The 23,751-nt window shown below is 63.2% G+C and carries 19 protein-coding genes and 1 tRNA gene; 12 read left to right on the forward strand and 8 right to left on the reverse strand.

The genetic code is table 11. The features are described 5' to 3' along the window. The first annotated feature begins 37 nt into the window (after window positions 1-37). Window positions 38-2,023 carry a transketolase gene (tkt, locus tag BBH56_RS05245; RefSeq protein ID WP_148122158.1) on the forward strand — a complete coding sequence of 662 codons (1,986 nt, stop codon included), beginning with the start codon at window positions 38-40 and terminating at the stop codon, window positions 2,021-2,023. A gap of 19 nt (window positions 2,024-2,042) precedes the next feature. Further along, window positions 2,043-2,696, forward strand: coding sequence for a fructose-6-phosphate aldolase (gene fsa / locus BBH56_RS05250; protein WP_148122159.1), 654 nt, complete (start codon window positions 2,043-2,045; stop codon window positions 2,694-2,696). Between the two features lie 12 nt (window positions 2,697-2,708). On the opposite strand, the gene BBH56_RS05255 is transcribed toward fsa, so the two are convergent. Genes BBH56_RS05255 through BBH56_RS05270 form a run of 4 tightly spaced genes read right to left on the reverse strand, consistent with a single transcriptional unit; the run spans window position 2,709 to window position 7,705 of the window. Then, window positions 2,709-3,680, reverse strand: coding sequence for a sugar-binding transcriptional regulator (locus BBH56_RS05255; protein WP_148122160.1), 972 nt, complete (start codon window positions 3,678-3,680; stop codon window positions 2,709-2,711). Between the two features lie 12 nt (window positions 3,681-3,692). After that, entirely contained in the window at window positions 3,693-4,625 is a 933-nt protein-coding gene (locus BBH56_RS05260) for a sugar phosphate isomerase/epimerase family protein (RefSeq protein WP_148122161.1), read from the reverse strand. 1 nt (window position 4,626) lies between these two features. Next, window positions 4,627-6,138: a glycerol-3-phosphate dehydrogenase gene (locus BBH56_RS05265; protein WP_148122162.1), complete on the reverse strand. Its 1,512-nt coding sequence runs from the start codon at window positions 6,136-6,138 to the stop codon at window positions 4,627-4,629. Between the two features lies 1 nt (window position 6,139). Next, a complete protein-coding gene (locus tag BBH56_RS05270) occupies window positions 6,140-7,705 on the reverse strand; it encodes an FGGY-family carbohydrate kinase (RefSeq protein ID WP_148122163.1) in 1,566 nt (521 codons plus the stop codon). Between the two features lie 175 nt (window positions 7,706-7,880). Between BBH56_RS05270 and BBH56_RS05275 the strand changes: the two genes are divergently transcribed. From BBH56_RS05275 to BBH56_RS05305, 7 genes are all read left to right on the forward strand, one after another. Next, window positions 7,881-8,534 (forward strand): DUF2291 domain-containing protein, encoded by a 654-nt coding sequence (locus BBH56_RS05275; RefSeq protein ID WP_148122164.1) that lies wholly within the window; start codon window positions 7,881-7,883, stop codon window positions 8,532-8,534. A 2-nt stretch (window positions 8,535-8,536) separates the two neighbouring features. After that, window positions 8,537-10,048, forward strand: a complete 1,512-nt coding sequence (locus tag BBH56_RS05280) for a sugar ABC transporter ATP-binding protein (RefSeq protein WP_148122165.1) — start codon at window positions 8,537-8,539, stop codon at window positions 10,046-10,048. Window positions 10,049-10,071: 23 nt separating this feature from the next. After that, the gene (locus BBH56_RS05285; RefSeq protein WP_198515188.1) at window positions 10,072-11,103 is read left to right on the forward strand and encodes an ABC transporter permease; all 1,032 of its coding nucleotides are present in this window, start codon (window positions 10,072-10,074) and stop codon (window positions 11,101-11,103) included. A gap of 106 nt (window positions 11,104-11,209) precedes the next feature. Beyond that, window positions 11,210-12,157: a D-ribose ABC transporter substrate-binding protein gene (locus tag BBH56_RS05290; protein ID WP_148122167.1), complete on the forward strand. Its 948-nt coding sequence runs from the start codon at window positions 11,210-11,212 to the stop codon at window positions 12,155-12,157. Between the two features lie 72 nt (window positions 12,158-12,229). Further along, window positions 12,230-13,750: an FGGY-family carbohydrate kinase gene (locus BBH56_RS05295; RefSeq protein ID WP_148122168.1), complete on the forward strand. Its 1,521-nt coding sequence runs from the start codon at window positions 12,230-12,232 to the stop codon at window positions 13,748-13,750. Window positions 13,751-13,770: 20 nt separating this feature from the next. Next, window positions 13,771-15,426 (forward strand): glycerol-3-phosphate dehydrogenase/oxidase, encoded by a 1,656-nt coding sequence (locus BBH56_RS05300; RefSeq protein WP_198515189.1) that lies wholly within the window; start codon window positions 13,771-13,773, stop codon window positions 15,424-15,426. A gap of 67 nt (window positions 15,427-15,493) precedes the next feature. After that, window positions 15,494-16,339, forward strand: a complete 846-nt coding sequence (locus BBH56_RS05305) for a DeoR/GlpR family DNA-binding transcription regulator (RefSeq protein WP_148122170.1) — start codon at window positions 15,494-15,496, stop codon at window positions 16,337-16,339. Window positions 16,340-16,352: 13 nt separating this feature from the next. On the opposite strand, the gene BBH56_RS05310 is transcribed toward BBH56_RS05305, so the two are convergent. Beyond that, window positions 16,353-17,237 carry an EamA family transporter gene (locus tag BBH56_RS05310; protein WP_144348447.1) on the reverse strand — a complete coding sequence of 295 codons (885 nt, stop codon included), beginning with the start codon at window positions 17,235-17,237 and terminating at the stop codon, window positions 16,353-16,355. A gap of 156 nt (window positions 17,238-17,393) precedes the next feature. Here BBH56_RS05310 and BBH56_RS05315 point away from each other — a divergent pair, with 156 nt between their 5' ends. Next, window positions 17,394-18,608: an MFS transporter gene (locus tag BBH56_RS05315; protein ID WP_318262497.1), complete on the forward strand. Its 1,215-nt coding sequence runs from the start codon at window positions 17,394-17,396 to the stop codon at window positions 18,606-18,608. A 195-nt stretch (window positions 18,609-18,803) separates the two neighbouring features. Here the strand turns inward: BBH56_RS05315 and BBH56_RS05320 are convergent. Then, window positions 18,804-18,880: transfer RNA gene (locus BBH56_RS05320), tRNA-Arg, on the reverse strand. A 141-nt stretch (window positions 18,881-19,021) separates the two neighbouring features. Between BBH56_RS05320 and BBH56_RS05325 the strand changes: the two genes are divergently transcribed. Further along, window positions 19,022-19,957, forward strand: coding sequence for a glycerophosphodiester phosphodiesterase (locus BBH56_RS05325; RefSeq protein ID WP_148122171.1), 936 nt, complete (start codon window positions 19,022-19,024; stop codon window positions 19,955-19,957). Between the two features lie 62 nt (window positions 19,958-20,019). Here BBH56_RS05325 and BBH56_RS05330 read toward each other — a convergent pair whose 3' ends face one another. Next, window positions 20,020-21,432 (reverse strand): hypothetical protein, encoded by a 1,413-nt coding sequence (locus tag BBH56_RS05330; RefSeq protein ID WP_148122172.1) that lies wholly within the window; start codon window positions 21,430-21,432, stop codon window positions 20,020-20,022. 148 nt (window positions 21,433-21,580) lie between these two features. On the opposite strand from BBH56_RS05330, the gene BBH56_RS05335 reads away from it, so the two are divergent. Next, window positions 21,581-22,870, forward strand: coding sequence for an NCS2 family permease (locus tag BBH56_RS05335; RefSeq protein WP_144348474.1), 1,290 nt, complete (start codon window positions 21,581-21,583; stop codon window positions 22,868-22,870). A 156-nt stretch (window positions 22,871-23,026) separates the two neighbouring features. On the opposite strand, the gene BBH56_RS05340 is transcribed toward BBH56_RS05335, so the two are convergent. Then, window positions 23,027-23,530, reverse strand: a complete 504-nt coding sequence (locus BBH56_RS05340; RefSeq protein WP_157809100.1) for an HXXEE domain-containing protein — start codon at window positions 23,528-23,530, stop codon at window positions 23,027-23,029. Window positions 23,531-23,751 lie beyond the last annotated feature (221 nt).

Raw genomic sequence — 23,751 nt, forward strand, 5'->3', positions numbered from 1 at the left:
TTAACGCTCCAGTCCTTCCACGCCCGGAGCCCCTGCGATGACCATCGACCACGCCGATCTCACTAATTGCATCAGCGCCCTGACCATCGATGCGGTGGAAGCCGCCCAGTCCGGCCATCCCGGGGCGCCCATGGGGATGGCCGATGCAGCCACCGTACTGGCCCGCCGCCATCTCAAGTTCGATGCCTCAGCGCCTCACTGGGCTGATCGCGATCGGCTGGTTCTGTCGAATGGCCACGCCTCGATGCTCCTCTACGCCCTGCTGCACCTGACCGGAGTCGAGGCGGTTACCCTGGAGGCGTTGCGCAACTTTCGACAGATCGGATCGGCAACGGCAGGACATCCGGAGTTCGGCCACTTACCGGGTATCGAGACCACCACGGGCCCGCTGGGACAGGGGTTTGCCGCCGCTGTGGGCATGGCGATGACCGAGCGGTTGCTCCGGGCCGAATTCGGTGAACAGGCGGTGGATCACCACACCTACGTCCTGCTGGGCGATGGTTGCCTGCAGGAGGGCATCGGTCAGGAGGCCCTGTCGCTGGCCGGTCACCTGGGGCTTGGCAAACTCATCGTGCTCTACGACGACAACGGCATCACCATTGATGGCCCCACTGACGTCTCTTTTTCGGAAGATGTCCCCGCCCGATTCGCTGCCTGCGGCTGGCATATCCAGCAATGCGACGGCCACGATCCCGACGCCCTGGATGCCGCCATCGGGGCAGCGCGGGCCAATACCGACAAGCCCTCAATGGTGGCCATGAAAACCACCATCGGCTTTGGGGCGCCCACCAAGGCAGGGACCGCGGCCTCGCATGGTGCGCCACTCGGTGCCGAGGAAGCCGCCGGTGCCAAACACGCACTGGACTGGCATGCTCCGGCGTTCACGATCCCCGCTGAGCTGGCAGCCAAGTGGAAGGCCATCGGCGCCCGTGGGGCCGACGCGCGGCTGGCCTGGGAACAGCGCATCGATGCAATGCCGCCCGCGCAGCGCCGGGAATTTCTGCGCCGCATGGCCGGCGAGCTCCCGGACGGGTTCGAGCCCGCGTTCGACAGCGCCCGCCGGGCGCTACTGAGCGCACCGCAGAACGTTGCCACGCGCAAGGCCGGCCAAATGACGCTGGATGCACTGGCCGCCGCTCTTCCCGAACTGGTGGGGGGCTCGGCCGACCTGACCGGCTCCAACCTCACCCGCGTCCCGGCGGTCGAACCGCTCTACACCCGCGACGCTCCCGGGCGCTACATTGGCTATGGCGTACGGGAGTTTGCGATGGCTGCGGCCATGAACGGCATGGGCAATCATGGTGGCATCATTCCCTACGGGGGCACTTTTCTGGTCTTCTCGGACTATGCCCGCAATGCCATCCGCTTGGCTGCATTAATGAAGCAGGGGACCATCTTCGTCATGACCCATGACTCCATCGGGCTGGGTGAGGATGGTCCCACCCATCAGCCGGTGGAACACCTTGCAGCGCTGCGCGCGATCCCCGGTCTGAATGTCTATCGGCCGGCCGACAGCGTCGAGACGCTGGAGTGCTGGGCGCTTGCGATCCGGCATCGCCACGCCCCATCGGTGATTGTCCTATCGCGTCAGGCGACCCCGCAGCTGCGTCACGAGGCGACCAAGAAAAACCCCTGCGAACGCGGGGCCTACATCATTCGGCGCGTGGGCAGCGGCGACCATCTAGCGCTACTTGCCACCGGAACCGAGGTTGCAATCGCCGTGGCGGCCGCCGAGGTGCTGAGCGCCGAGCACGGCATTGGTGTTCGAGTGGTGTCCATGCCGTGCTGGGAGCATTTCGAAGACCAGTCGGCCACTGAGCGGGCCGCCGTACTGGGCCAGGCGCCGCGGCTCGCCATCGAGGCCGCCGGTAAGTTCGGCTGGACCCGCTACGTCGATGACGAGCGCGACGTGATCGGTCTGGACGGTTTTGGCGCATCCGGCCCAGGTCCGGCACTCTATGAGCACTTCGGGATCACCGCCGATGCCATTATCCAGCGCGCCAGAACGCGCCTTCGCCTCTAATCATAACGGAGACTGACTGATGAAATTCTTTGTTGATACGGCCATTGCCGACGACATCCGCGAACTCAACGACTATGGGCTGCTCGATGGCGTGACCACCAACCCATCGCTGGTCGCCAAATCCGGGCGCGACTTCAAGGAAGTCGTCGGCGAGATCTGCCAGATTGTCGATGGTCCAGTGTCTGCGGAAGTAGCCGCCATGGACTTTGACGGCATGATGGCGGAAGGCCGCATCCTGGCGGACATTGCCGATAACGTCGTGGTCAAGCTGCCCCTGACCCTGGAAGGACTCAAGGCCTGCCGGCGTCTGCGTGGCGATGGAATCCAGACCAACGTAACACTATGCTTTTCGGCCAATCAGGCGCTACTCGCCGCCAAGGCCGGCGCCACCTACATCTCGCCCTTCCTCGGCCGACTCGATGATATCCATCTGGATGGCATGGAACTGATCCGCGAGATTCGCGCGATCTACGACAACTACGGCTTCGACACCGAGATCCTCGCGGCATCCATCCGCACCGGCAACCATGTCAAGGAAGCGGCGCTCGCCGGCGCCGATGTAGCGACCATTCCGCCGGCGGTGATTCGTGGGCTTGCCCGCCATGTGCTCACCGACAACGGGATCGATCAGTTCATTCGCGACTGGCAGGCGACCGGGCAGTCGATTCGTTGAATAAGGCGTCGATCAGGCGGCGGGGCGACCCAGAATGCGTCGCGACGTCGCCTCGTCGATGATTAGACCGGTCAGTTTGCGACTCTCAAGCACGGCGGCGATGCTGGCTGCCTTGTCGACGCCGCCGGCGATCGCCACCAGTTCGTCGTCGCCGGTGTTCTCGAGCAGTGAGATGGTCAGAGTCCGCCCATCGAGTGGGGTCGCCACCTGTTGCCCGTCGGCATCAAAGAAGTGCCCCAGAACCTCACCCACGGCGCCCGCTGCGACAATGCCGGCCAGCTCGGATTGATCGATCATTCCGGCTCTCACGAGCTGAGCCTCGGTATCCACTGTGCCCAGACCAACGAGCTTGATCGGCGCCGACTGCGCCATCTCAAACACCTCGCGGACACCGCGCTGGGCGAGCAGGATGGACTTATCGTGGACACTGTTGGCGCAAAACGGCACCGGCATGACATGCGCGGGCGATTCGGTTCGCTCGGCGATGCGATACATAACGTCATGGGGATTGGCGGCGAAGTTGCGGGTCAGCCCGCCCAGCAAGGATACGAACCGGGTCTTGTCTCCGGCCCGCTGCGGCAACTCCCCCACTGCCGCGGCCAGGGTGCGCCCATGGCCCAGGCCGATTGGCCCGCCGCCGGATTGATCGATTACCCGTGCCATATAGCTGGCGCCGGCAATCCCCAGCGCCCGTAGCGGCAGCCCGGGCTCCGCCAGGTCAGGCGCCACCTCGCAGACCTGTAGATCATAGCGCTCGGACAGGGCGGCTTCCATTTCGAGGCACTCGATAATATCCCCGTCGATGCTCAGCTTGACCGCCCCGTCGGCGACGGCGCGGGCTATCAGGCGATGCGTCTTGACCGAGGTCAGACGGAGCTTGCGCGCCACCGCTGCCTGTGTGAGCCCGCCCGCGTAATGCAGCCAGGCGGCTCGCAGCCCCAGGCTGTACTCGTCGCCGCCATTTGCGTTGTTGCCTCGGCCCACGCCCGATCCTCCCTATCCGGCGAGATCCGCCGCCCCGGTATCGATGTGCGGCGCCCAGAACGCCACGCTCTGGGCAATCTGCGACACCACCTGTCGATCGTCCGGCTCACGTTCCTTGAAGCTCAGCTCCAGACAGATCTCGTTGTCCATTGCACCGCCCTCGCCGAGCGCCTCGAGTAGCGGCTGCGGCTGGATACGACCTTCGGCATTGTACGCCGGGGTAAAGGGCCGATGCCCTCCTTTGTCCATCCGGCTCTGTTTTATATGGATGATCGGCGAGTGCCGGGGTACGGCTCTGGCCCAGGCATAGGGATCGTGATCGGCCGGATCGCGGCTTGTGACATCACCATGATCAATATCGGCCATCATCCGCAGCGGTAAGGCGAGATCAGCCCGATCGATGCGCTGCTGCAATGCCAAGGCGGCGGGTATGGTCTCACCAAACTCGCGGCCAATGCTCATCGGCTCCCAGAACAAAAAGGTCAGACCCGCCCGTCGGGCATGCTCGGCCACCTCTGCCCAGCACTCCATCGCGGTATCAATCAGAGCTTCACGGCGAGCGGAGTCATCGAAATCGCGATAGGTGAAAATGGCAAACTGCGTGCCGATGGCCTGTCCGCCGATCTCGGCGATCATATCGGCATAGCGTTTGAACCAGTCAACATAGTAGGCGCGAACCCCGGGGTCGGGATGGCCGAAATGATTGAGACGCCCATAGGGCCCGGTCATCCCCGAGGTGACCCGCACACCGGTCTGGCGCAGCGACCGATCCATGCGGCGCATCAAGGCTCGCCGTGTCTCGGCCGGCCAGCTCGGATTGATGAACTCGTGGGTGAGCTGCAGATCCCGAATACGGATTCGCGACGCCACGGTTTCAATCAGATCCTCGGGCTCGGCAAAGCGGTTGACCAAAGGATTGGTATTGAGCGACAGGACAAGCGCCATTTCAGGCGGCCTTCCGGGTGCGCTCGCGGAACCAATCGGCGAATGCCTCCCGCTGGGCCTCGGTTAGATGCAGGCCGTGCTTGGTGCGTCGCCAGAGGATGTCATCTGGCGTGCGCGCCCACTCATGATCGATCAGATAGCGGGCCTCTGCTTCATGGAAGTCACCACCGAAGTGACGGCCGAGGGCTTTCAGCGAGTCGGCGCCGCCGACAATGTCGCTTACCCGTGAGCCGTACAGGCGCCCGTAGTGCCGGCGCACCCCGCGCGGCATCCACGGGTAGCGGGCCTTGACCGACTGCATGAACGCCTCGTAATCGGCATCCGGCATATCGCCGCCCGGCAACGGCGAGCGATCGGTCCAGTCGTCACCCATGGCTGGAAAGTAGTCGCGCATCCGGTTGATGCCGCGTTCAGCGAGTTCGCGAAAGGTAGTGATCTTGCCGCCGAAGACATTGAGTAGCGGTGCGCCCTTACTTTCATCCAGATCGAAGACGTAGTCGCGGGTCACTGCCGAGGGGTTACCCTGACCGTCATCGAACAGTGCCCGCACGCCGGAGAACGTTTCGAGCACATCCTCGCGCCCGAGTTGCTGCTTAAAGTAGCGATTGACTGCGGCGATCAGATACTCGATTTCCTCCTCATCAGCGACCACATCCTCGGCCCGCCCCTCCCAAGGGATATCCGTGGTGCCGATCAGCGCCTTGTCACCCTCGTAGGGGTTGATGAAGATCACGCGCTTATCGTGGTTTTGCACCAGATAGGCATTGGCGCCGTCCCAGAACTTGGGGACGATGATGTGTGAGCCTTTGACCAGCCGGACATTGCGGCTGGACTCGGCATTGGCTACGCGCGTGATCACATCGGTCACCCAGGGACCAGCCGTGTTCACCAGCGCCCGGGCGCGAAATTCACGGGTCTCGCCGGTCAGCGAATCCCGCGTCTCGATGTGCCAGCAGTCGCCCTCACGCCGTGCCATGGTACAGGGGCTGCGAGTCAGCACGGTGGCCCCATGTTCAGCCGCATCACGGGCGTTCAGCACCACCAGTCGGGCATCGTCCACCCAACAGTCGGAATACTCGAAACCACGCTTGTAGGCATCCTTGATGGCAGCACCTTCGGGATCGCGACGCATGTCCAGGGTGCGAGTCCCGGGCAACCGCTTACGCCCTCCCAGATGGTCATAGAGAAACAACCCCAGGCGAACCAGCCAGGCCGGCCGGTCCTCGGGCGAGTGTGGCAGCACGAATCGCAGCGGCCAGATTATATGCGGGGCGGAGTTCATGAGCACCTCGCGCTCAATCAGGGCCTCGCGCACCAGGCGAAACTCGTAATACTCAAGGTAGCGAAGCCCGCCATGAACGAGCTTGCCCGAGCGCGACGAGGTGCCCTCGGCCAGGTCGTCCTTCTCGCAGAGCACCACATTCAGCCCCCGGCCGGCGGCATCACGCGCCATCCCGGCGCCGTTGATGCCACCTCCGATGATAAACAGGTCGACGATCGGCGGATTGGACATTTCAGACTCCTCTAATGTCGGCAAGCTGGGCCCAGACGGGCGCAAGATCCTGTCGAGCGTGCTGGTAGGCGGGCAGCAGTGCGTGATAACGCTCGGTGACGGCGGCGTCCGGGTACTCGCGCTCGCCGAGTAGCGGCACGACCCAGTCGGCAATACACGATTCCATGTCGGGGTAGGCGCCGATGGCCACCGCGGCCATCATGGCGCAGCCTGCGGCCCCCGCTTCGTCGCGGCTGCAGACCCGCACCGGGGCGCCCACTGCCGATGCCAGCGCGGCCCGCAGCATTGGCGATCGCACCGCACCGCCACTCAGGCGCAGCTCCCTCGGAGCACCGCCCATCGCGGCATAGCAGTCCGCCGCTGCCAGCGCTACGCCATCCACCACCGCGCGCAGCATGTCCTTGAAGCCATGGCGCGTTGACAGGCCGATAAACGCGGCGCGGGCGCGGGCATCCACAAAGGGCCCGCGCTCCCCGGCTTCCGAGATGAACGGTAGATAGAGCAGTTCCGCCGGGCGCGTCTCGCGCAGCCAGGCGTCCAGCCGCGGCACCAGATCCCGCCCGCTCACTGGCTGCCCGAAGGTCTCGAGCACTTCGGCAAGCACCCCCAGCAGCCAGTCCATGTTGAGGGTTGCGGCCATGTTGGTCTGCACCTGTGTGACGCGGCCGGCCACCGGCAGACAGATGACATAACCGGTGCGCTCGGCATTGAGCACCACCTGATGATCCGCGCAGCTTTGCAGGTGCACACCAGTTGAACCGATGGCTGAACAGGCGGTGCCCGCCTCACCGGTGTGCACGCCGGCGCCCAGCGCACTCATGGCCATGTCCACATACCCAAGACAGACCGGAGTGCCGGCACGCAGGCCGGTCGTGGCCGCCGCCGCCTCGGTCAGTCCATGGGTGTGCTCGGTCCCTTCGAGTATCGGGGCCAGCAGCGAGCGCCGATGACTCAGGCCCAGCGCGTCGAGTACTGCGCTGTCATAGGCCCGAGTCCGGAAGTTGCCGAAGGTGAAGCTCGCTTCGGAGGGATCTGTCGCGGCGATGCCGGTCAACTGGAAATACAACCAGTCCTTGCAGTGAAAGGCGACTGAAGCCAAGTCCAGCCGCTCTGGGCAGTTACGGTCCATGTGCGCCAGCTGGGCACCCTGCTGACAGGTGTTCAGACCCGTGCCGGTGGCCGCGAAGCGGGTAGCGTTCGCCTCTGTACCCGACAGGGCCGCGGTGGTGGCAGCGGCGCGGGCATCCAGCCACAGCCAGGCATCGCCAACGGGCTCACCGCCAGGGCCGATCAACCAGGTCCCGTCCCCCTGCCCGGTCACACCAATGGCAGCCGTTCGCTCGCCAAGCCCGTCGATCTGATCGCTCAGGGCTTTAAGGGCATGGGCAGTATCCGACCACGTCTGAGTCAGCGACTGTTCGGCCCGGCCGTCATCGCCGGTGCGGTACTGGTTGGCCTTTGCCGAGACGCCGACTTGCCGGCCATCCAGCGTGAATGCCACCGCCTTGATCACTGATGTGCCGGCGTCGATCCCTACGATCAAATCAGGCTTTGAATCTTTTTTCATATTATGTAATTAATTTCATCTCTGCCATTGAGTGTCAACTGACGGCATGCCAGCTCCTGCCCTTGATGCCCCCCGAGACACCCCTTGACAGACTGTGTGACATATATCACTTTCAAGTTAAGTTTATCGCACAGAGTCCGGTCAGGTCCGCGATACCCAACAGGAGGAGAGGACGATGGCGTCAGTCAACGCCGAGATGCCAATGCGGCGTCAGCGCCGCCGGCGCGGGTGGCTGCTGGGTGCGGCGGTTTTCGCATTCATTGCTGCTGCCGGCCTCGATACTGCGGTGGTTTCCATGGGCACGCCCGCCGACCAGCGCGAGGCGGCATTCGATCCGGTGGGTTTCGGCAACGAGCACTTCCCGCAGATCCGCGATTACGTCGTCGACAATGCCGTCGACGCCCGCATGCTGAGCGAGGCGATCGATGCCGACAGCAGCGCGGCGGCTGCCGAGTACGGCGTCAGCGCCGGCGTCGGCGCGATCATTCCGGTCCATTTCACCGGCACGGTGGGTGAAGGCAGCACTGGCGTCTTCAACGTACGGGTCGACGGGTTATCAGCCGGGCGCAACATCCGCGTGCAGACCGGTCCCGCCATCAACGGCACCGACCTGCGTGACGCTACGGGAACCATCCGCTTCGGCCAGTTCACCAACCAAATCGAGTATCAGGACGCTGGTTCGGGCATCAACAACGCCATGAAAGCCGCGGTGTTCGAGGACCTTGACCGCGAGGCACTCTCCGGCCGGACGCTCGAGGTGACTGGCGTTTTCCGCCTGATCAACCCCGATAACTGGTTCGTGACGCCGGTGGCGCTGGAGGTCCGGTGAGCATGGCCGACAACGTCGTACTCGCCGCGCGCCACATCGCGAAGTCCTTCGGCGGCGTCCAGGCCCTCAAAGGCGTCAACTTTGATGTCCATGCCGGCCAGGTCACTACCCTGTTCGGCGAAAACGGCGCCGGCAAAAGCACGCTGATGAAGATTCTCTCCGGTGTGATGCAGCCCACCGCTGGCGAGATTCTGCTGGACGGCAGCCCGGTGGAATTCCAGTCAACCTCTGATGCCGCGCGCCACGGGGTGTCGATCATCCACCAGGAACTCAGCCTGGCGCCCAACCTGAACGTGCGCGACAACATCTTTCTGGGCCGCGAGATTGCCGGGAAGGGTGGTGTCGACTATGCCGAGGAAAGCCGCCAGACGCAGGCCCTGATGGATGATCTCGAGGAGGCCATCAACCCGCTTGCTCCGGTCGGCTCGCTACGGCTCGGCCAACAGCAGATCGTCGAGATCGCCCGCGCCCTCTCTGTGAACTCGCGCATCCTGATCATGGATGAGCCGACATCGGCACTCTCAGCCTCGGAGGTCGAGGTGCTGTTCGGGGTGATTCGCGAGCTCAAGTCGCGCGGAGTCTCCATTGTCTATATCTCGCATCACCTCGAAGAGGCGCTACAGGTCACCGATCACGCCGTTGTGTTGCGCGACGGCAACATGGTGGCGAGCGCGCCGCGAGACGAGATCGATCTTGCCTGGATCGTCCGCAGTATGGTCGGCAGCCACTTTGATCTGGGCACGCCCCCGGCACTGGCCCTTGACACCGATCCGGTACTCGAGCTCCGCGAGGTCAGCATTCGCATGGAGGCCGCCGGCGGCAAGGCGGTGACCAACCTCAACCTCAGCGTGCGCCCTGGCGAGATCGTTTGCATCTATGGACTCATGGGCGCCGGGCGCACCGAACTGCTGGAGTGCCTGGCCGGCCGGCTGCCGGCGGAAAGCGGCCAGGTCCTTTTGCGGGGCGAGGATATCAGCGAGCTGACCATTCCCGAGCGCATCGACAACGGCCTTGTTCTGGTCCCCGAGGACCGGCAGCGCGACGGGCTGGTCCAGACCATGAGCGTGGGCCAGAACCTCTCGCTGGCCTCGATCGCCGACTTCTGTCGTCGGGCGTTTGTCTCGGACCGTCGGGAGCACGACATTGTCGATCGCGCCATGAAGGAAGTGACCGTCAAAGCGGACAGCCCCGATGCGCCGATTACTTCACTGTCCGGTGGCAACCAGCAAAAGGTCGTGATTGGCAAGATGCTTGCCACTCAACCCACGGTCATGGTCCTGGATGAGCCGAGTCGTGGCATCGACGTGGGCGCCAAGGGCGAAATATTCCGCCTGCTCGCTCAGCACGCTGAAAGAGGCCTCGCCGTGATCTATTCCACCTCAGAGGTGGAGGAATGCATCGCCATTGCTCACCGCATCCTTGTCATGCACCGCGGCCGCATTGTTGCCGAGTTCAGTAATAACACCACTAAAGAGGAGATCATGGCCGCCTCGGGCGAAGCCGTGATCGCGTGATTGCCATGGAGAACACTCAAACCATGACCCAAGCCCCCGTTGCGACCTCGGCCTGGCGGCGCTTCAACCCCGGCAGAATCCTGCTCCAGGGGCGAGCGTTTTTTGCCCTGATCACTATCATCGCGGTTTTCTCACTGCTGTCTCCCCATTACTTCACGATCAGCAACTTCCTAACCATGTCCTCGCATGTCGCCATCTTCGGCCTGCTGAGCGTCGGCATGCTGATGGTCATCCTGACCGGTGGTATCGACTTATCGGTGGGATCCGTTCTGGCGGTCTCCGGAGTGTTTGCGGGTTTCCTCATGCAGGGCATCGAAATCCAGTCCGCCGGCGTCATCCTCTACCCGCCGGTCTGGGCCGTCGCCATCCTGACCCTCGGCTTCGGCGCATTCATCGGCGCCATCAACGGGATCCTGGTGGCCGTGTTCAAGGTGCCGGCCTTCGTCGCCACGCTGGGCATGCTGTACGTGGCCCGCGGGGTTGCCCTGCTCATGACCAACGGCCTGACCTACAACAACCTTGGCGGCAGCTCGGCGCTGGGCAACACGGGGTTCGACTGGCTCGGATTCAACCGCCTCGCGGGCGTGCCCATTGGCATCATCATCCTTGCCGTGGTCAGCCTGCTGGCCGCACTGCTGATCTCGCGCACCGCTTTTGGACGCTGGCTTTACGCCACCGGCGGCAACCACCGGGCCGCCGAACTCTCCGGCGTTCCCACCCGCCGCGTGACCATCAGCGTGTATGTGTTCTCGGGTATGTGTGCAGCCATTGCCGGGCTTGTGCTCAGCTCTCAGCTAACCTCGGCGGGCCCCACGGCCGGCTTTACCTACGAGCTCACCGCCATTGCCGGGGTGGTGATTGGCGGGGCGGCCCTCGCCGGCGGTCGCGGCACGGTTCGCGGCACGCTGCTTGGCGCCTTTGTCATCGGCTTTCTAGCCGACGGACTGGTCATCATCGGCGTCTCGGAATACTGGCAGCAGGTATTCACGGGCTCGGTCATCGTGCTCGCGGTTCTGCTCAACTCACTCGAATACGGCGGGCGCAGGACGTCCTGACGCCCGCACAATGACTTCACCGCCACTGAGACGGGGACAACCTCGCTGCGGAGGAGAGCCAGCCAAACCCGGCTGGATAATAAGCACCAACAGGAGATCAATCATCATGCCCAATCCCCTCAAGCATATCGGCCGGGCCGTACTGGCCGGCTCCATGCTCTTTGCCGGTGCCGCATCGGCGGAGGGACTCGTTTCAATCATCGTGACCGATCCGTCCAACCCGTACTGGTACACCGAAGGCGAAGTCGCCCGGCAAACCGCCGAAGAACTCGGCTACGAGGCCAATGTCGCCGCCCATAACGGAGACACTAATGCCGAGAGCCGCCTGATCGACACGGCGATCACCAACGAGTCGGCCGCGATCATCCTTGACCCCGCCAATGCCGATGGCTCGGTGGGTGCCGTGCGCAAGGCCGTCGATGCCGATATTCCGGTGTTTCTGGTCAATGCCGAAATCAACGAGGCAGGCCTCGCTGTGGCTCAGCTGGTGTCCAATAATGCCCAGGGTGCCGCCATCGGTGCCGCCGAGTGGGTCCAGCGTCTGGACGGCTCGGGTGACTACGTCGAGCTTTTCGGCAACCCGGCGGATAACAATGCCGCAACCCGATCCAACGGCTACGAGACGGTTATCAGCCAGTATCCGGATGTCCAGCGTCTGGCCATGGAGGTCGCCAACTGGGACCGCACCGAGGGCTACAACAAGATGGCAGCCATGCTGCAGGCCAATCCTGACATTGACGCCGTAATCTCGGGCAACGACGAAATGGCGCTGGGAGCCATCGCGGTGCTCAAGGAGCGCGGACAGCTCGATGAAGTGATGGTCGGTGGTTTCGACGGCTCGCCGGATGCGGTCGATGCAATCAAGGCCGGCGAGATGGCCTATACGGTCCTCCAGCCCGTAGCTGTATTTGCTGAAGAGGCTGTGCGTCAGGCGGACTACTACATCCGCAACGGCGAGCCCATGGTGGACGAAGAAAAGCAGCTCTTTGACTGCATTCTCATCACCGCGGACAACGTGGATCAGTACACCGCACCGTTCGTTCTCTCCGACTGAGTCAAGCCACGGGGTACCGGCGCAACCGCCCGGTGCCCCCTTCTTTTTTCCCTCCGCCGAGGGGCATATTCCATGGCCTGCCTGCTGGGTATCGACAACGGACTGACCGTCACCAAGGCGGTAGTCTTTGATGAACAGGGCACGCCGCTGGCGGTTTGCCGCGAGCGCGTCCCGCAATCCGTCCCGCAGCCTCATCATGTCGAGCGCGATATGCGTGTGCTTTGGGACGCGACCGCTCGCGCCATCCACGCCGCCATCACTCAGTCCGGTCGCGCGCCCGGCGAAATCGTCGCGGTGGCCGTCACGGCGCACGGCGATGGCCTCTATCTGGTCGACGCCCACGGCGATGCGCTGGGCCCGGGCATCCTGTCGCTGGACAGTCGCGCCGGCTCAACGCTAAGCAAGTGGAAGGCAACCGGGGTATCCGATCGCGCACTGGCGCTTTCTGGGCAGCAGCCCCACGTATCCGCGGCATCCACGCTGCTGGCCTGGATCCGCGATCACGACCCTGCCCGCTATGCGCGCATCGGTCATGTGCTGGGCTGCAAGGACTGGCTGCGCCTTTGCCTGACCGGTCAGGCCGGCATGGATCGCACCGAGGCCAGCACCGCCTTCACCGATGTAAACACCCAGACCTATAGTCCCGAGCTGCTTGAGCAGCTGGGACTGTTGGAGTTGCAAGGCTGCCTGCCGCCCATCCACCACCCGGCCGCGGTGGCGGGTCACATCACCACCGCTGCGGCGGCGCGCACGGGCCTGCTAGCCGGCACGCCGGTGGCTACCGGTTTGCATGATGTCACCGCCTCAGCCCTCGGTATCGGCGCTCACCGCGCGGATGTTGTCGGCATCGTGGCCGGCACCTACTCGATCAACGAGGTGGTATCGACGGCACCGGTTACCGACCCTCGCTGGTTTTGCCGCAGCGCCATCCAGCCCGGACAATGGAACAATATGGCCATTTCCCCGGCGTCCGCCACCAATTACGACTGGTTCATCGATACGCTTTGCACCGGCGAGCGCGAAGCCGCCGAGTCCGAGGGCATCAGTGTCCACAAGCACCTCTCACCCGAGATTGCCCGCGCGCTGGCGCAGCCATCGACGCTGCTCTATCACCCCTATCTATACGGATCACCCCACGGCGCCGTTGCCTCGGCGGGTTTTCTGGGCCTGCACGGCTGGCACGACCGCGGTGACATGCTCGCGGCGGTCCTTGAGGGCGTTGCCTTCAACCACCGTGTTCACGTTGACGCACTGCGGGAGGGCTTTTCTGCCACGGACATTCGCCTGACCGGCGGGATATCCCGCAATCCCCTGATCGCCCAGCTCTTCGCCGATGTCCTTGGGCTTCCCGTCACGGTGTCGGCCACCGACGAGGCGGCCGCCTGGGGAGCCGCCCTTTGCGCTGGCGCGGCGGTGGGCCTGTACGACGATGTCCAGAGTGATCCCCGCGACATGCAGGCGCTCGACACTCGGTTCGAGCCCGATCCCGTCCAGCAGACGATCCGCGATGGGCGCTACCGGATCCACCAGCAAATCGCTCAGGGCCTTATGCCCCACTGGGAAAGCCTGGCCAGCCTCGAAACACTGCAATGACAAAGGAGGCCCAGGCCCCAATGCGTGACGAAACCTTCGACGTCATCATCATCGGTGCCGGTATCAACGGCGCGGGTGTCTTTCGCGATCTCTGCGAACAGGGCCTGCGCTGCCTGATCGTGGACAAGGGGGATTTCGGCGCAGGCACCTCAGCCGCTCCCTCGCGGCTGATTCACGGTGGCCTCAAATACCTCGAGACCGCAGAGCTGCGTCTGGTCGCCGAATCCACCCACGAGCGCAATCGGCTGCTTCGCAATGCCCCGCACGTGGTCCACCCCCTGCCCTCTCTACTGCCGGCGTTTTCATGGTTGCGCGGGACCGGGGCGGCGCTGCAGACCCTGTTCGGCGCCACCAATGCCCCCCGCAGCCGCGGTGCCTTGCTAGTCAAGATCGGACTGAGCCTTTATGACTTCTATGGCGCCCGCGACCGGGTGATGCCGCGGCATCGGCTGTTCAGCCGACGTACGGCGCGGCAGATGATTCCTGCGCTCACCCGGCGGGTGAGCGCCGCCGGCCTCTACTATGATGCCGTGGTGACCGCACCGGAGCGCATGGTCTTCGAGCTGATCGAGGACGGACTCGCCGCGCAGCCGGCATCAATGGCCTGCAACTGGACACCACTGCGGAGCTGCGACGGGGCTAGGCTTGTGTTTGACCGCCCGGATGGGACAACCCTCGAGGCACGCGGGCGGACCGTGATCAACGCCGCCGGTCCCTGGATCGATGCCGTGAATGCCCGCCTTGGGGAGCCTACCCGCTTGATCGGCGGTGCCAAAGGCTCGCACATCCTGCTTGATCACGACGAGCTGCTCCGACAGCTGGACGGGCGAATGATTTATTTTGAGGCAGACGATGGGCGCATCTGTCTCGTCTTTCCCTACAACGGCCGCGCCCTGGTGGGGTCGACCGATCAACCAGCGGCGGATCCGGATAACGTGCGCTGCGATGATGACGAGGTCGAGTACTTTCTCGACAGCCTGCGCAAGCTGCTACCCGGGCTGACCTTCTCGCGTGATCAAATCCTCTACCGCTACAGCGGCATCCGCCCACTGCCCAACAGCGACTCCGACGACCCGAGTCTGATCAGTCGCGACCACTCCATGCCGCGGCTCCCGGCGAGCGGCGATCGGCCGTTTTCGGTGCTGTCGCTGGTGGGGGGCAAATGGACCACCTTTCGCGCATTCGCCGAGCAAGTGAGTGACCATGTCCTGGAGGAGCTGGGCGCGGCCCGGCGCAGGCATACGCGAGACCTGGCCATCGGCGGCGGACATGCCTTTCCCGCCGATGCCAACGCCCGGACGACCTGGCTGAGTGCCCTCGAATCGGACACGGGCCTTACCGGTTCACGTCTGAATATCCTACTGGAGCGCTATGGCACCCGAGCGGCGGTCATTGCTGCTCACGAGGCGACGTCATCAACAGTCACCATCGACGGCGCACGGACGCATACCGAGGCCGAGATTGACTGGCTCGCGAGAAACGAGCGCATCGAGCACCTCGAGGACATCGTGCTACGGCGCACCCTGCTCGCCATCACCGGTCAACTGACGCGGGCCGGACTCGTTCAGGTGGCGCGCGTCACCGCTGCTGCGTGCGGCTGGGACGAACAGCGCACCCGGGCCGAGGTGGATCAGACCTTAGATGGCCTGCGCCGCAGGCATTCGGTGGAGCTTTGATGATCGTCGTGCAACCGCCGGGTACAGCGGCTATCCTGCGAGGAGATCCAAACCAAGGACCCCTCGTATGGCCATGACGGGCACGCAGTCCAACGACGCGCTGGATGCACTGTTCAGTGAGAAGGCACCCGCGGACAGTCGACGCGCAAAGCAGCTCGATCGCCGCCAGAAGATCACCGAAGCGGTGATGGCCGAGGGCTCTGTGCGGATCGAGGATATCACCGAGCGCTTCGACATCAGTCTGATGACCGCTCATCGCGATATCGATGAGCTTGTCGCTCGCGGGCTGTTACGAAAGTATCGCGGATTGGTATCAGCCGCGCCCACATCGCTGATCGAGGCCAGCGATGTCTACCGTGCCGCCCGCCAGCAGAGCGAAAAACGCGCGCTGGCGGAACTGGCCATGGAGTTCATCGACTCTGGCCAGGCACTTTTGATGGATGACAGCACGACAGTGCTGCAGATGGCCCCCTTGCTGGGCGAAAAAACTCCGCTGACTGTCATTACCAACTCGCTGACGCTGATGAATGCAGTCAATGAGATCCGCGACCTCGAGCTGATCGGCCTTGGGGGGCGCTTCCACAACTGGTGCAATGCATTCATCGGGCCGGTGACGCGCCACGAAATCAGCCGTTTCATGGCCGACACCTACCTGCTGTCCACCTCTGCGATCATGCGTGGACAACTTTTCCATCAATCCCCGGAAATGGTCGAGACCAAGCGCGCCATGTTCGAGGCTGCTCAACGGCGCATCCTGATGGCTGATCATGTCAAGTTCGAGCAGCGTGCGCTGTACCACCTCGCCAATATTTCGGAATTCGACGTCGTTATCGTCGACGATCAAGTCGATGCCCAGAGCCTTGCCATGCTGAACGAGGCGGACGTCGAGCTGCATATCGCCAGGACGCATTAATCGCAGGGCGAGTCTAGCGCACGGACTCGCGGTGACTCATGACGGTCAGCGCGGTCACCGAGGACAGAATGATTATCATGCCCAGGACCTCGGCAAGGGATAGCGCCTCGCCCAGGCCGATCACTCCATAGAGCGTTGCGGTGACCGGTTCGATCATCGCCACCACGGCCGCCATCGTGGGCAGCACGCCGCGCAGGCCGATGAAATAGCAGAGAAACGACAGCCCCGCGCCGATCAACCCGAACAGCAAAAACAACGGTGCGTCGGGCGATAGCGGCACACTGACCGCCTGAGCCGGGTCAACGAGAAAGGCCAGAGCGAGCACGGCAGCCATGAAGGCGACCGTCAGCGAAACCGGGGTTCTGCCATGAGAGCCGGCCGATTTGAATGCAAAGATGAACACCGAATACGAAATCCCCGAGAGCAGCCCCGCGAGCACGCCCCACAGACTGAATGCACCGGGGGTTGTCCGATATAGCCCGGTCAGCAGTACCACCCCCACCACGATCGCTGCAATCGCACCCAGCTTGAGCGTGGTGGGGCGCTCCGTACCGCGCGCAAACGACACGAAGTAGACCATGACCGGTGCGCTGTACATGAGGGTCACCGCCACGGCGACACTGGCCTCGCTGATGCTGATGAAATAGAAGGTCAGATTGCCGGTGACCCCCAGGCCCGCCAGCGCCGACCAGGCGACCAACGGGCGGGTGAGATTGAGGGAATAGCCCTGCAACCGGATCACCGCCACCCACGCCAGCATGCACAGAAGCCCGACAAGCAGCCGCCAGAACGTCAGCAGCTCCGGGGACCAGCCCGAGGTCATGAGCTGCCCCGCCAGCCCGCCTGCCAGTCCCCACTGAAAGGCGGCCGCCATGACAAGCGCAATCGGAAGCAACATCGGCATGGTCCCCGGTCACCGACTGAAAGGGTATGATTTGTGGTGACGATCAATCGACCAATATGGCGATTGAGGGTTCCAGCATCAATAAGCCCTGCCACGACGATTACTGAGCGTGGCGTTCAACTTTTCTGACAGGCCTTGGGCGCAGTGGAAGTGGATACAGCGAAGCCGGCGAACGAGAAGACCAATGTCGCCATTCTTGCCGTCAGCCAGGCGTTATTCCTGATTGCGGCCATTACTGTGATGACGTTAAGTGGCGTGGTGGGTCAGCAGCTGACGACCAGCCCCGCGCTGGCGACACTGCCGGTCGCTCTCATGCAGGTCGGTGCCCTGCTGGCCACCTTCCCGGCGTCCCTACTCATGAAACGGATGGGGCGTCGCCCCGGGTTCATCCTCGGCGCTACCGCGGGCGGTGCAGCCGGCGGCGCCCTGGCGGCTGCCGGCATTGCCCAGGACTCGTTCGTCCTGTTCAACGTGGGCAATCTGCTTTTGGGCGTCTATCAAGGCTTCGCCATGTATTACCGGTTTGCGGCCGCCGACTGCGCCAGCGAGGGCTTCCGAAGCCGGGCCATCTCTCTGGTAATGGCCGGTGGCGTCGCCGCCGCCTTTCTGGGGCCGTGGAACGCCAATTATGGCCAGAGCCTGTGGACAGCCCACGCCGAGGCGGGTCCCTATCTGATCGTGACCGCCCTGGCGCTGGTGGTCAGTCTACTCATGGTATTCCTCGATGTGCCGGCGTCGGGCCGGCCGGACAATACGGCCGCACAGCGACGTCTGCCGCAGATCATCAGCCAGCCGCGATTCATGGTGGCCCTGATGGCGGCTGCCATCGGCTATGCCGTGATGACTCTGGTGATGACCGCGACGCCCCTCGCCATGCGCGACAGCGGCTTTGCGATGGGCGATGCGGCTTTCGTGATGCAATGGCACGTGCTCGGCATGTTCGCCCCGTCGTTTGTCACCGGATCACTCATCGCCCGCTTCGGTGTGCTCAATATCCTGTTCGCGGGTGGAGTCATCATGCTGACGAGTGTTGCCATTGCCCTCAGTGGCCAGACCCTCCCCCAGTATTGGGCGGCATTGGTGGCGTTGGGCATTGGCTGGAATTTTCTGTTTATCGGGGGCAGCACCCTGGTCACCGAAACCCACACGGTTGAGGAGCGCGGCAAGGTGCAGGGCATCAACGACCTGGTGATCTTCGGGCTGGTCGCCGCCGGTTCATTGATGGCGGGCGCGCTGCTGCATCACCTTGGCTGGGTAGGCCTCAACCTGACGGTCCTCCCCTTCATCTCACTGACGCTGCTGGCGACCGCGACCCTGCAGTTAAGCCCGCGCAGCGTACGCGCCGCGGCCGCGAAGGAACCCTGACCGGAAGGCGCGCACAAAAAAACCGGCCGCAGCCGGTTTCCTTGATGTCTGGCGCGCCCGGGAGGATTAACTCGGCCCTGCGGGCCTCGTTCCCTCGCGCGCTGCGCTCGGGTCGAACCCATGTTCATTGGCTGGGGCTTCGAACCCTCCCGGGCGCGCACAAAAAAACCGGCCGCAGCCGGTTTCCTCGATGTCTGGCGCGCCCGGGAGGATTCGAACCCCCAGCCTCCTGATCCGTAGTCAGGTGCTCTATCCAGTTGAGCTACAGGCGCTGTGACGAGCGCGAAGTATGGCCAATTCACCCGGGGGCGTCAAGCGATGAGCAGCGGGCGGCCCAGACTTGCAACCGGGCTTTGCCGGTCTGTAGCGTATTGATTGAACGCTCAATCAATAGGATTTGTATGGACCATCCAATGCTCACTACCCGCCCCCTTCGCACCCTCGCCGGCGCCCTCGCCGTGGCAACCCTTTTCACCTCATCCGGCACGAGCGCCAACAGCATCGAACAGCAGCTCGAAGCCCTGCAGTATTTTCAGGTGATCGCACATCGTGGCGCTAGCGGTCACGCACCGGAGCATACGCTGCCCGCCTGGCAGCTGGCCCATGACATGGGCGCGGATTATCTCGAGCTGGATATCCAGATGACGGCGGATGGCCGGCTGGTGGTTTTTCACGATGAAACCATCGACCGCACAACCAATGGCGAAGGCCCTCTGCGCGACTACACGCTCGCAGAGCTGCAATCACTCGACGCCGGGAGCTGGTTCAACGAGGCCAACCCCAACCATGCGCGGTCAGACTTCGAGGGCGCCCGGGTAGTTACGCTCGACGAGGTCATCGATCGATTCGGCACCCAGACTCGATATTACATTGAGACCAAATCCGCGGAACGCGACCCCACGCTTGAGGCCGAGCTGATGGACACTCTCAGCGAACGTGGCTTGATTGAGGCCGGCGCCGTCGTGATTCAGTCGTTTTCGCAGGAGAGTCTGCGGGAGGTCGAGTCCATCAATCCGGACGTACCGCTTGTGCAGCTCGTGTGGTACTACCCCGAATCAGAGGACAGCGACACATTGATCGAGTGGACGGGCGTCACGCCAGGCCCAGGCACGATCACCGACGCCGATTTCGAAACGATCCGTGAATATGCCGTGGGTATCGGCAGCAACCTGAATTATCAGGGGGATGCGGTGATTGATGAGGCATTCGTCAAACAGGCGCAGGCCAATGACCTGCGGGTGCATGTCTATACGATCAACGATATCCCGGCGATGGAGCAGATGATTGACTGGGGTGTGGATGGAATCTTCACGGACTTCCCCGACCGGTTGGTTCGGCTGACCCGCTGAGCGCATGAAAAAAAGGGGGCGGATTCCCCTGCCCCCTTTTCGTTCCTCACAATGCCGTGGGTCTAGCGCGACACGCTGACGCCCTCGACTTCCATGCCGTCCTCGATCTGACTGCCGGCCAGGGAAAGCTCACCGGTTCCAGCATCTTCCTGAACAATCTCGAGCCCGGTGTCGTCGCTATCGTCATTGTTGACGGTGTGGACGTCGCTGATCTGTACAACCAGATTGCCGTCGGACTCTTCCTCGAACACGACACCAACCCCGCCATTGTCGCGGGACACCGACCCCATGACGGCTCCATCGACGCCGCCGGCGTCCTCTTCGGACATCTTGAAGCCGTCATCGCTGTTGCCGTACGCGACGGTGCTGATGTAGCGCAGGTTGCCATTACCCGGGCCGGCTTCATCCATGTCGACGCCCTCGTCGTAGTTGCCGCTGACGGTGCTCCCGATCATGGTCAGGTTGAGATTGCCGGAATCGGCCTCGTCATAATCAATACCGTCATCAAGATCCAGTCCGATCTCGTACTCTTCCACCGAGCCCGAGTCGTACAGCGACACCTCACGCTCGAAGCAGTTGTCATCGGGCGTGCCGGTCACCGCGGAGGGGATGTCAGAGGGCTGCATCATACCGTCCTGGAAGCTGCCCTCCGGCTCAGCCGGCATATACTCGGCGAGAACATCCGGATTGCAGTATGGGCCATTGTCGATGAACGCGGTCCGGATGATCGTCGAGTGGATGCTCCCGGCCTGACCTTCATCAAGCTCCAGACCGTCGGCGCCGACCCGGGCGAACTCCGAGCCATTGGCGGACAGGTGGATATCGCCCGCGCCCCGCTCATCGGCCCGGAGGCCATCGGCGTCGAACTTGCCAGTGCCGGCGCCATCAACGGTAACGTTCTCGAGCTGGATGTGCAGCGAGGCCGGCGATCCGCCTCCGGCGCCGCCAGCGCCGCTCCCGCAGTCATCGGCCAGCGTGCAGTCGGAGACGTGAATGCCATGGTTGGCGACGCCCTTCACGGATACGTTGGTCAACGCCAGCTGGACCATGCCGGTCTGATCCTCGCGGACATCAAGAAAGATCCCCTTGCCGGCGGTCTGCCCGTCCACATCACCGCGGTTGAGCACACTGAAGCCGCCGGGGCCCTCAAAGGCCAGATCGCTGATGGCCAGATCGCCACCATTCGCGCTCACAAGAAGGTCGGTGTTGGCATCACTGCGCACGCGCTGACCATTGCCGATGATCTCGAGCGGTGCCTCACCGGTGTAGACGAGGCTCTCATCAATCACGATATCGCCGCTCACGGTCATCACGATCTGCGAGGCACCACCGCTCTGCGAGGCAGCCTCCAGCGCCGCACGCAGTGAGCCTTCTCCAGCGTTTGCGGTGTCAGTGACAACCAGCGGGGCCTGAGCCTGCGCGGCGGCCGCCCCCATGATCGCAGCAGCGATGGTCAGGGCATTGAGCTTTCTCATGGTGAAGTCCTCTGTCGTAGGAATAACTCAGCAAGACGATAGGAGTTACCTGTGACAGTCCGATGACGCCGCGATGACCAAACGATGTCGTGGCCAATGAGCCCTCACCGGGTATACTCGCATTTTGCGTATTGCGGGGGCTCTTAGCATGTTGGATCGATACTTCGAACTGGCGGAAAGCGGCACGACGATCCGTCGCGAGCTGCTGGCCGGTCTGACCACCTTTCTGACGATGGCCTATATCGTCGTGGTCAACCCGAGCATTCTTTCCGAGACCGGGATGAACTGGGGGGCGGTGTTTGTCGCGACCTGCCTGGCCGCGGCACTCGGCAGCCTGATCATGGGGCTCTATGCCAACTACCCATTCGGGCTCGCACCGGGCATGGGCCTGAACGCCTACTTCACCTACGGCGTGGTGCTGGGCATGGGAATCGCCTGGCAGACGGCCCTTGGCGCGGTCTTCCTATCGGGCATTCTGTTTTTGATCATCTCCGTACTGCCCATCCGTGAGTGGCTGATCAATGCGATTCCGTTATCGCTGAAAATGGCGATCTCGGCTGGCATCGGTTTCTTTCTGGCGATCATCGCGCTGCAGAACGCCGGCGTTGTGGTCAACAGCGATGCGACGCTGGTCACGCTCGGCGATCTGACCGCCGTCCCAACGCTGCTCGCCATGCTCGGATTCGCAATTATGGTGGCGCTGAGCTATCGCGAAGTCCCGGGCGCCGTGCTCATTGGCATTCTGGCGGTCAGCTTGATTGGTGTCCCCTTCGGCGTTGCCGAGTTTGACGGGGTGGTATCGATGCCCCCGGATCCGAGCCCGACCTTCCTGCAGATGGACGTTGCCGGTGCGCTCGAGCTGGGACTTGTGTCCGTGGTGCTGGTGTTCCTGTTTGTTGATCTGTTCGACAGTACGGGCACTCTAGTGGGCCTTTCGCATCGGGCCGGCTTCCTCGACCGCGACGGTCGTCTGGGCCGGTTGCGCAGCGCACTGGTCGCGGATTCGGGCGCGAGCATCGGCGGCGCACTGTTCGGCACCTCGACCACCACGACCTATATCGAAAGCGCATCGGGTATCAATGCCGGTGGCCGGACCGGACTGACCGCCGTTGTGATTGCGGTGCTGTTCCTGCTCTCACTGTTCTTCCTGCCGGTGGTCAGCGCCATTCCGGGCTATGCCACCGCACCGGCGCTGCTGTTTGTGGCCTGCATGATGGTCCGCGGCCTGGCCGAGCTTGACTGGGACGACATTACCGATACGGGACCGGCCGTCGTGACCGCCATCGCGATGCCACTCACCTACTCCATTGCTGATGGCATGGGGCTGGGTTTCATTACCTATGTGCTCGGTAAGACGCTGGCGGGCAAGCCGACGGCCGTCCATCCAGCGGTGTGGCTGATCGCGGCCCTGTTCGCGCTGCGATTTGCGTTCATTTAGTAACGCGGACGACCTGAGCCGGCGTTGACGGCTCAGGTCCCCTTACCATTGCAAATCAGGAGCAACTCATGATCCGAACCGCACTGATCATCTCGCTGATCACCCTTTTAACCGGCTGCAGCGGCGTCCCCTTAGTGCCCGGCATCTAGTCTCAGATCATGCGGGTTGTGATGCTCGGTATGCGATCGCGGCATGCAAGACGATCACGACAAGCATCGCGACCAGATGAATCAGTATCGGTGCGGGGGTGGCCGCGAAAATCCAGGCCGCCAGCGGCAAGAATAGAACGGCAGCGCTCCAAAGGCCGGGGTTATAGCGGCGTAGCCGTACCGCCCAGACCACGTGCAATAACGCATTAACTGCGACGAGATAACCTGCCAATACGCCCCACGCCGGATCGAGCCGGGTGAGATAGAAAACCGCGAGCAGGGCAAACCATACGAACACGACATTGACGACCCAGATATCTGCCGCTGTCAGCCCTCTGCGCCTCGGCCCAAGCAGCTCGTTCAAAAAGGCCGCGAAGCGATCCGCATCATGCTCCTCGAACTGGTGGGCCATATAGATGGGCAATGCAAGATAGACCGGCAGTGCGATTCCGGCACCGATGAACGGATAAAGTCCGATCAGCAGTAGCGCCGCTGGGAGCGTTGCATACACCCAGTACTAAAAAATCCGGTTCAGCAAGGTCGAACGCTCCACTGTGCAGGGCGGCGCAAAAACTCAACAGCCCAATCGCCACGGATACCAAAGCGTAGTATTGGCTGAATTTTAATCAGACACAAGGAGGGTTCTGCCGGCAGGAATCCTGCGCAGAATCTTAGCCACTACACTGCCCTACCCACAAAAACGCGATCAGTAGCGAGCTCAAATGCCTGATT

Origin of the sequence: Spiribacter roseus, assembly GCF_002813635.1 — a bacterium.
Lineage (GTDB): Bacteria > Pseudomonadota > Gammaproteobacteria > Nitrococcales > Nitrococcaceae > Spiribacter > Spiribacter roseus.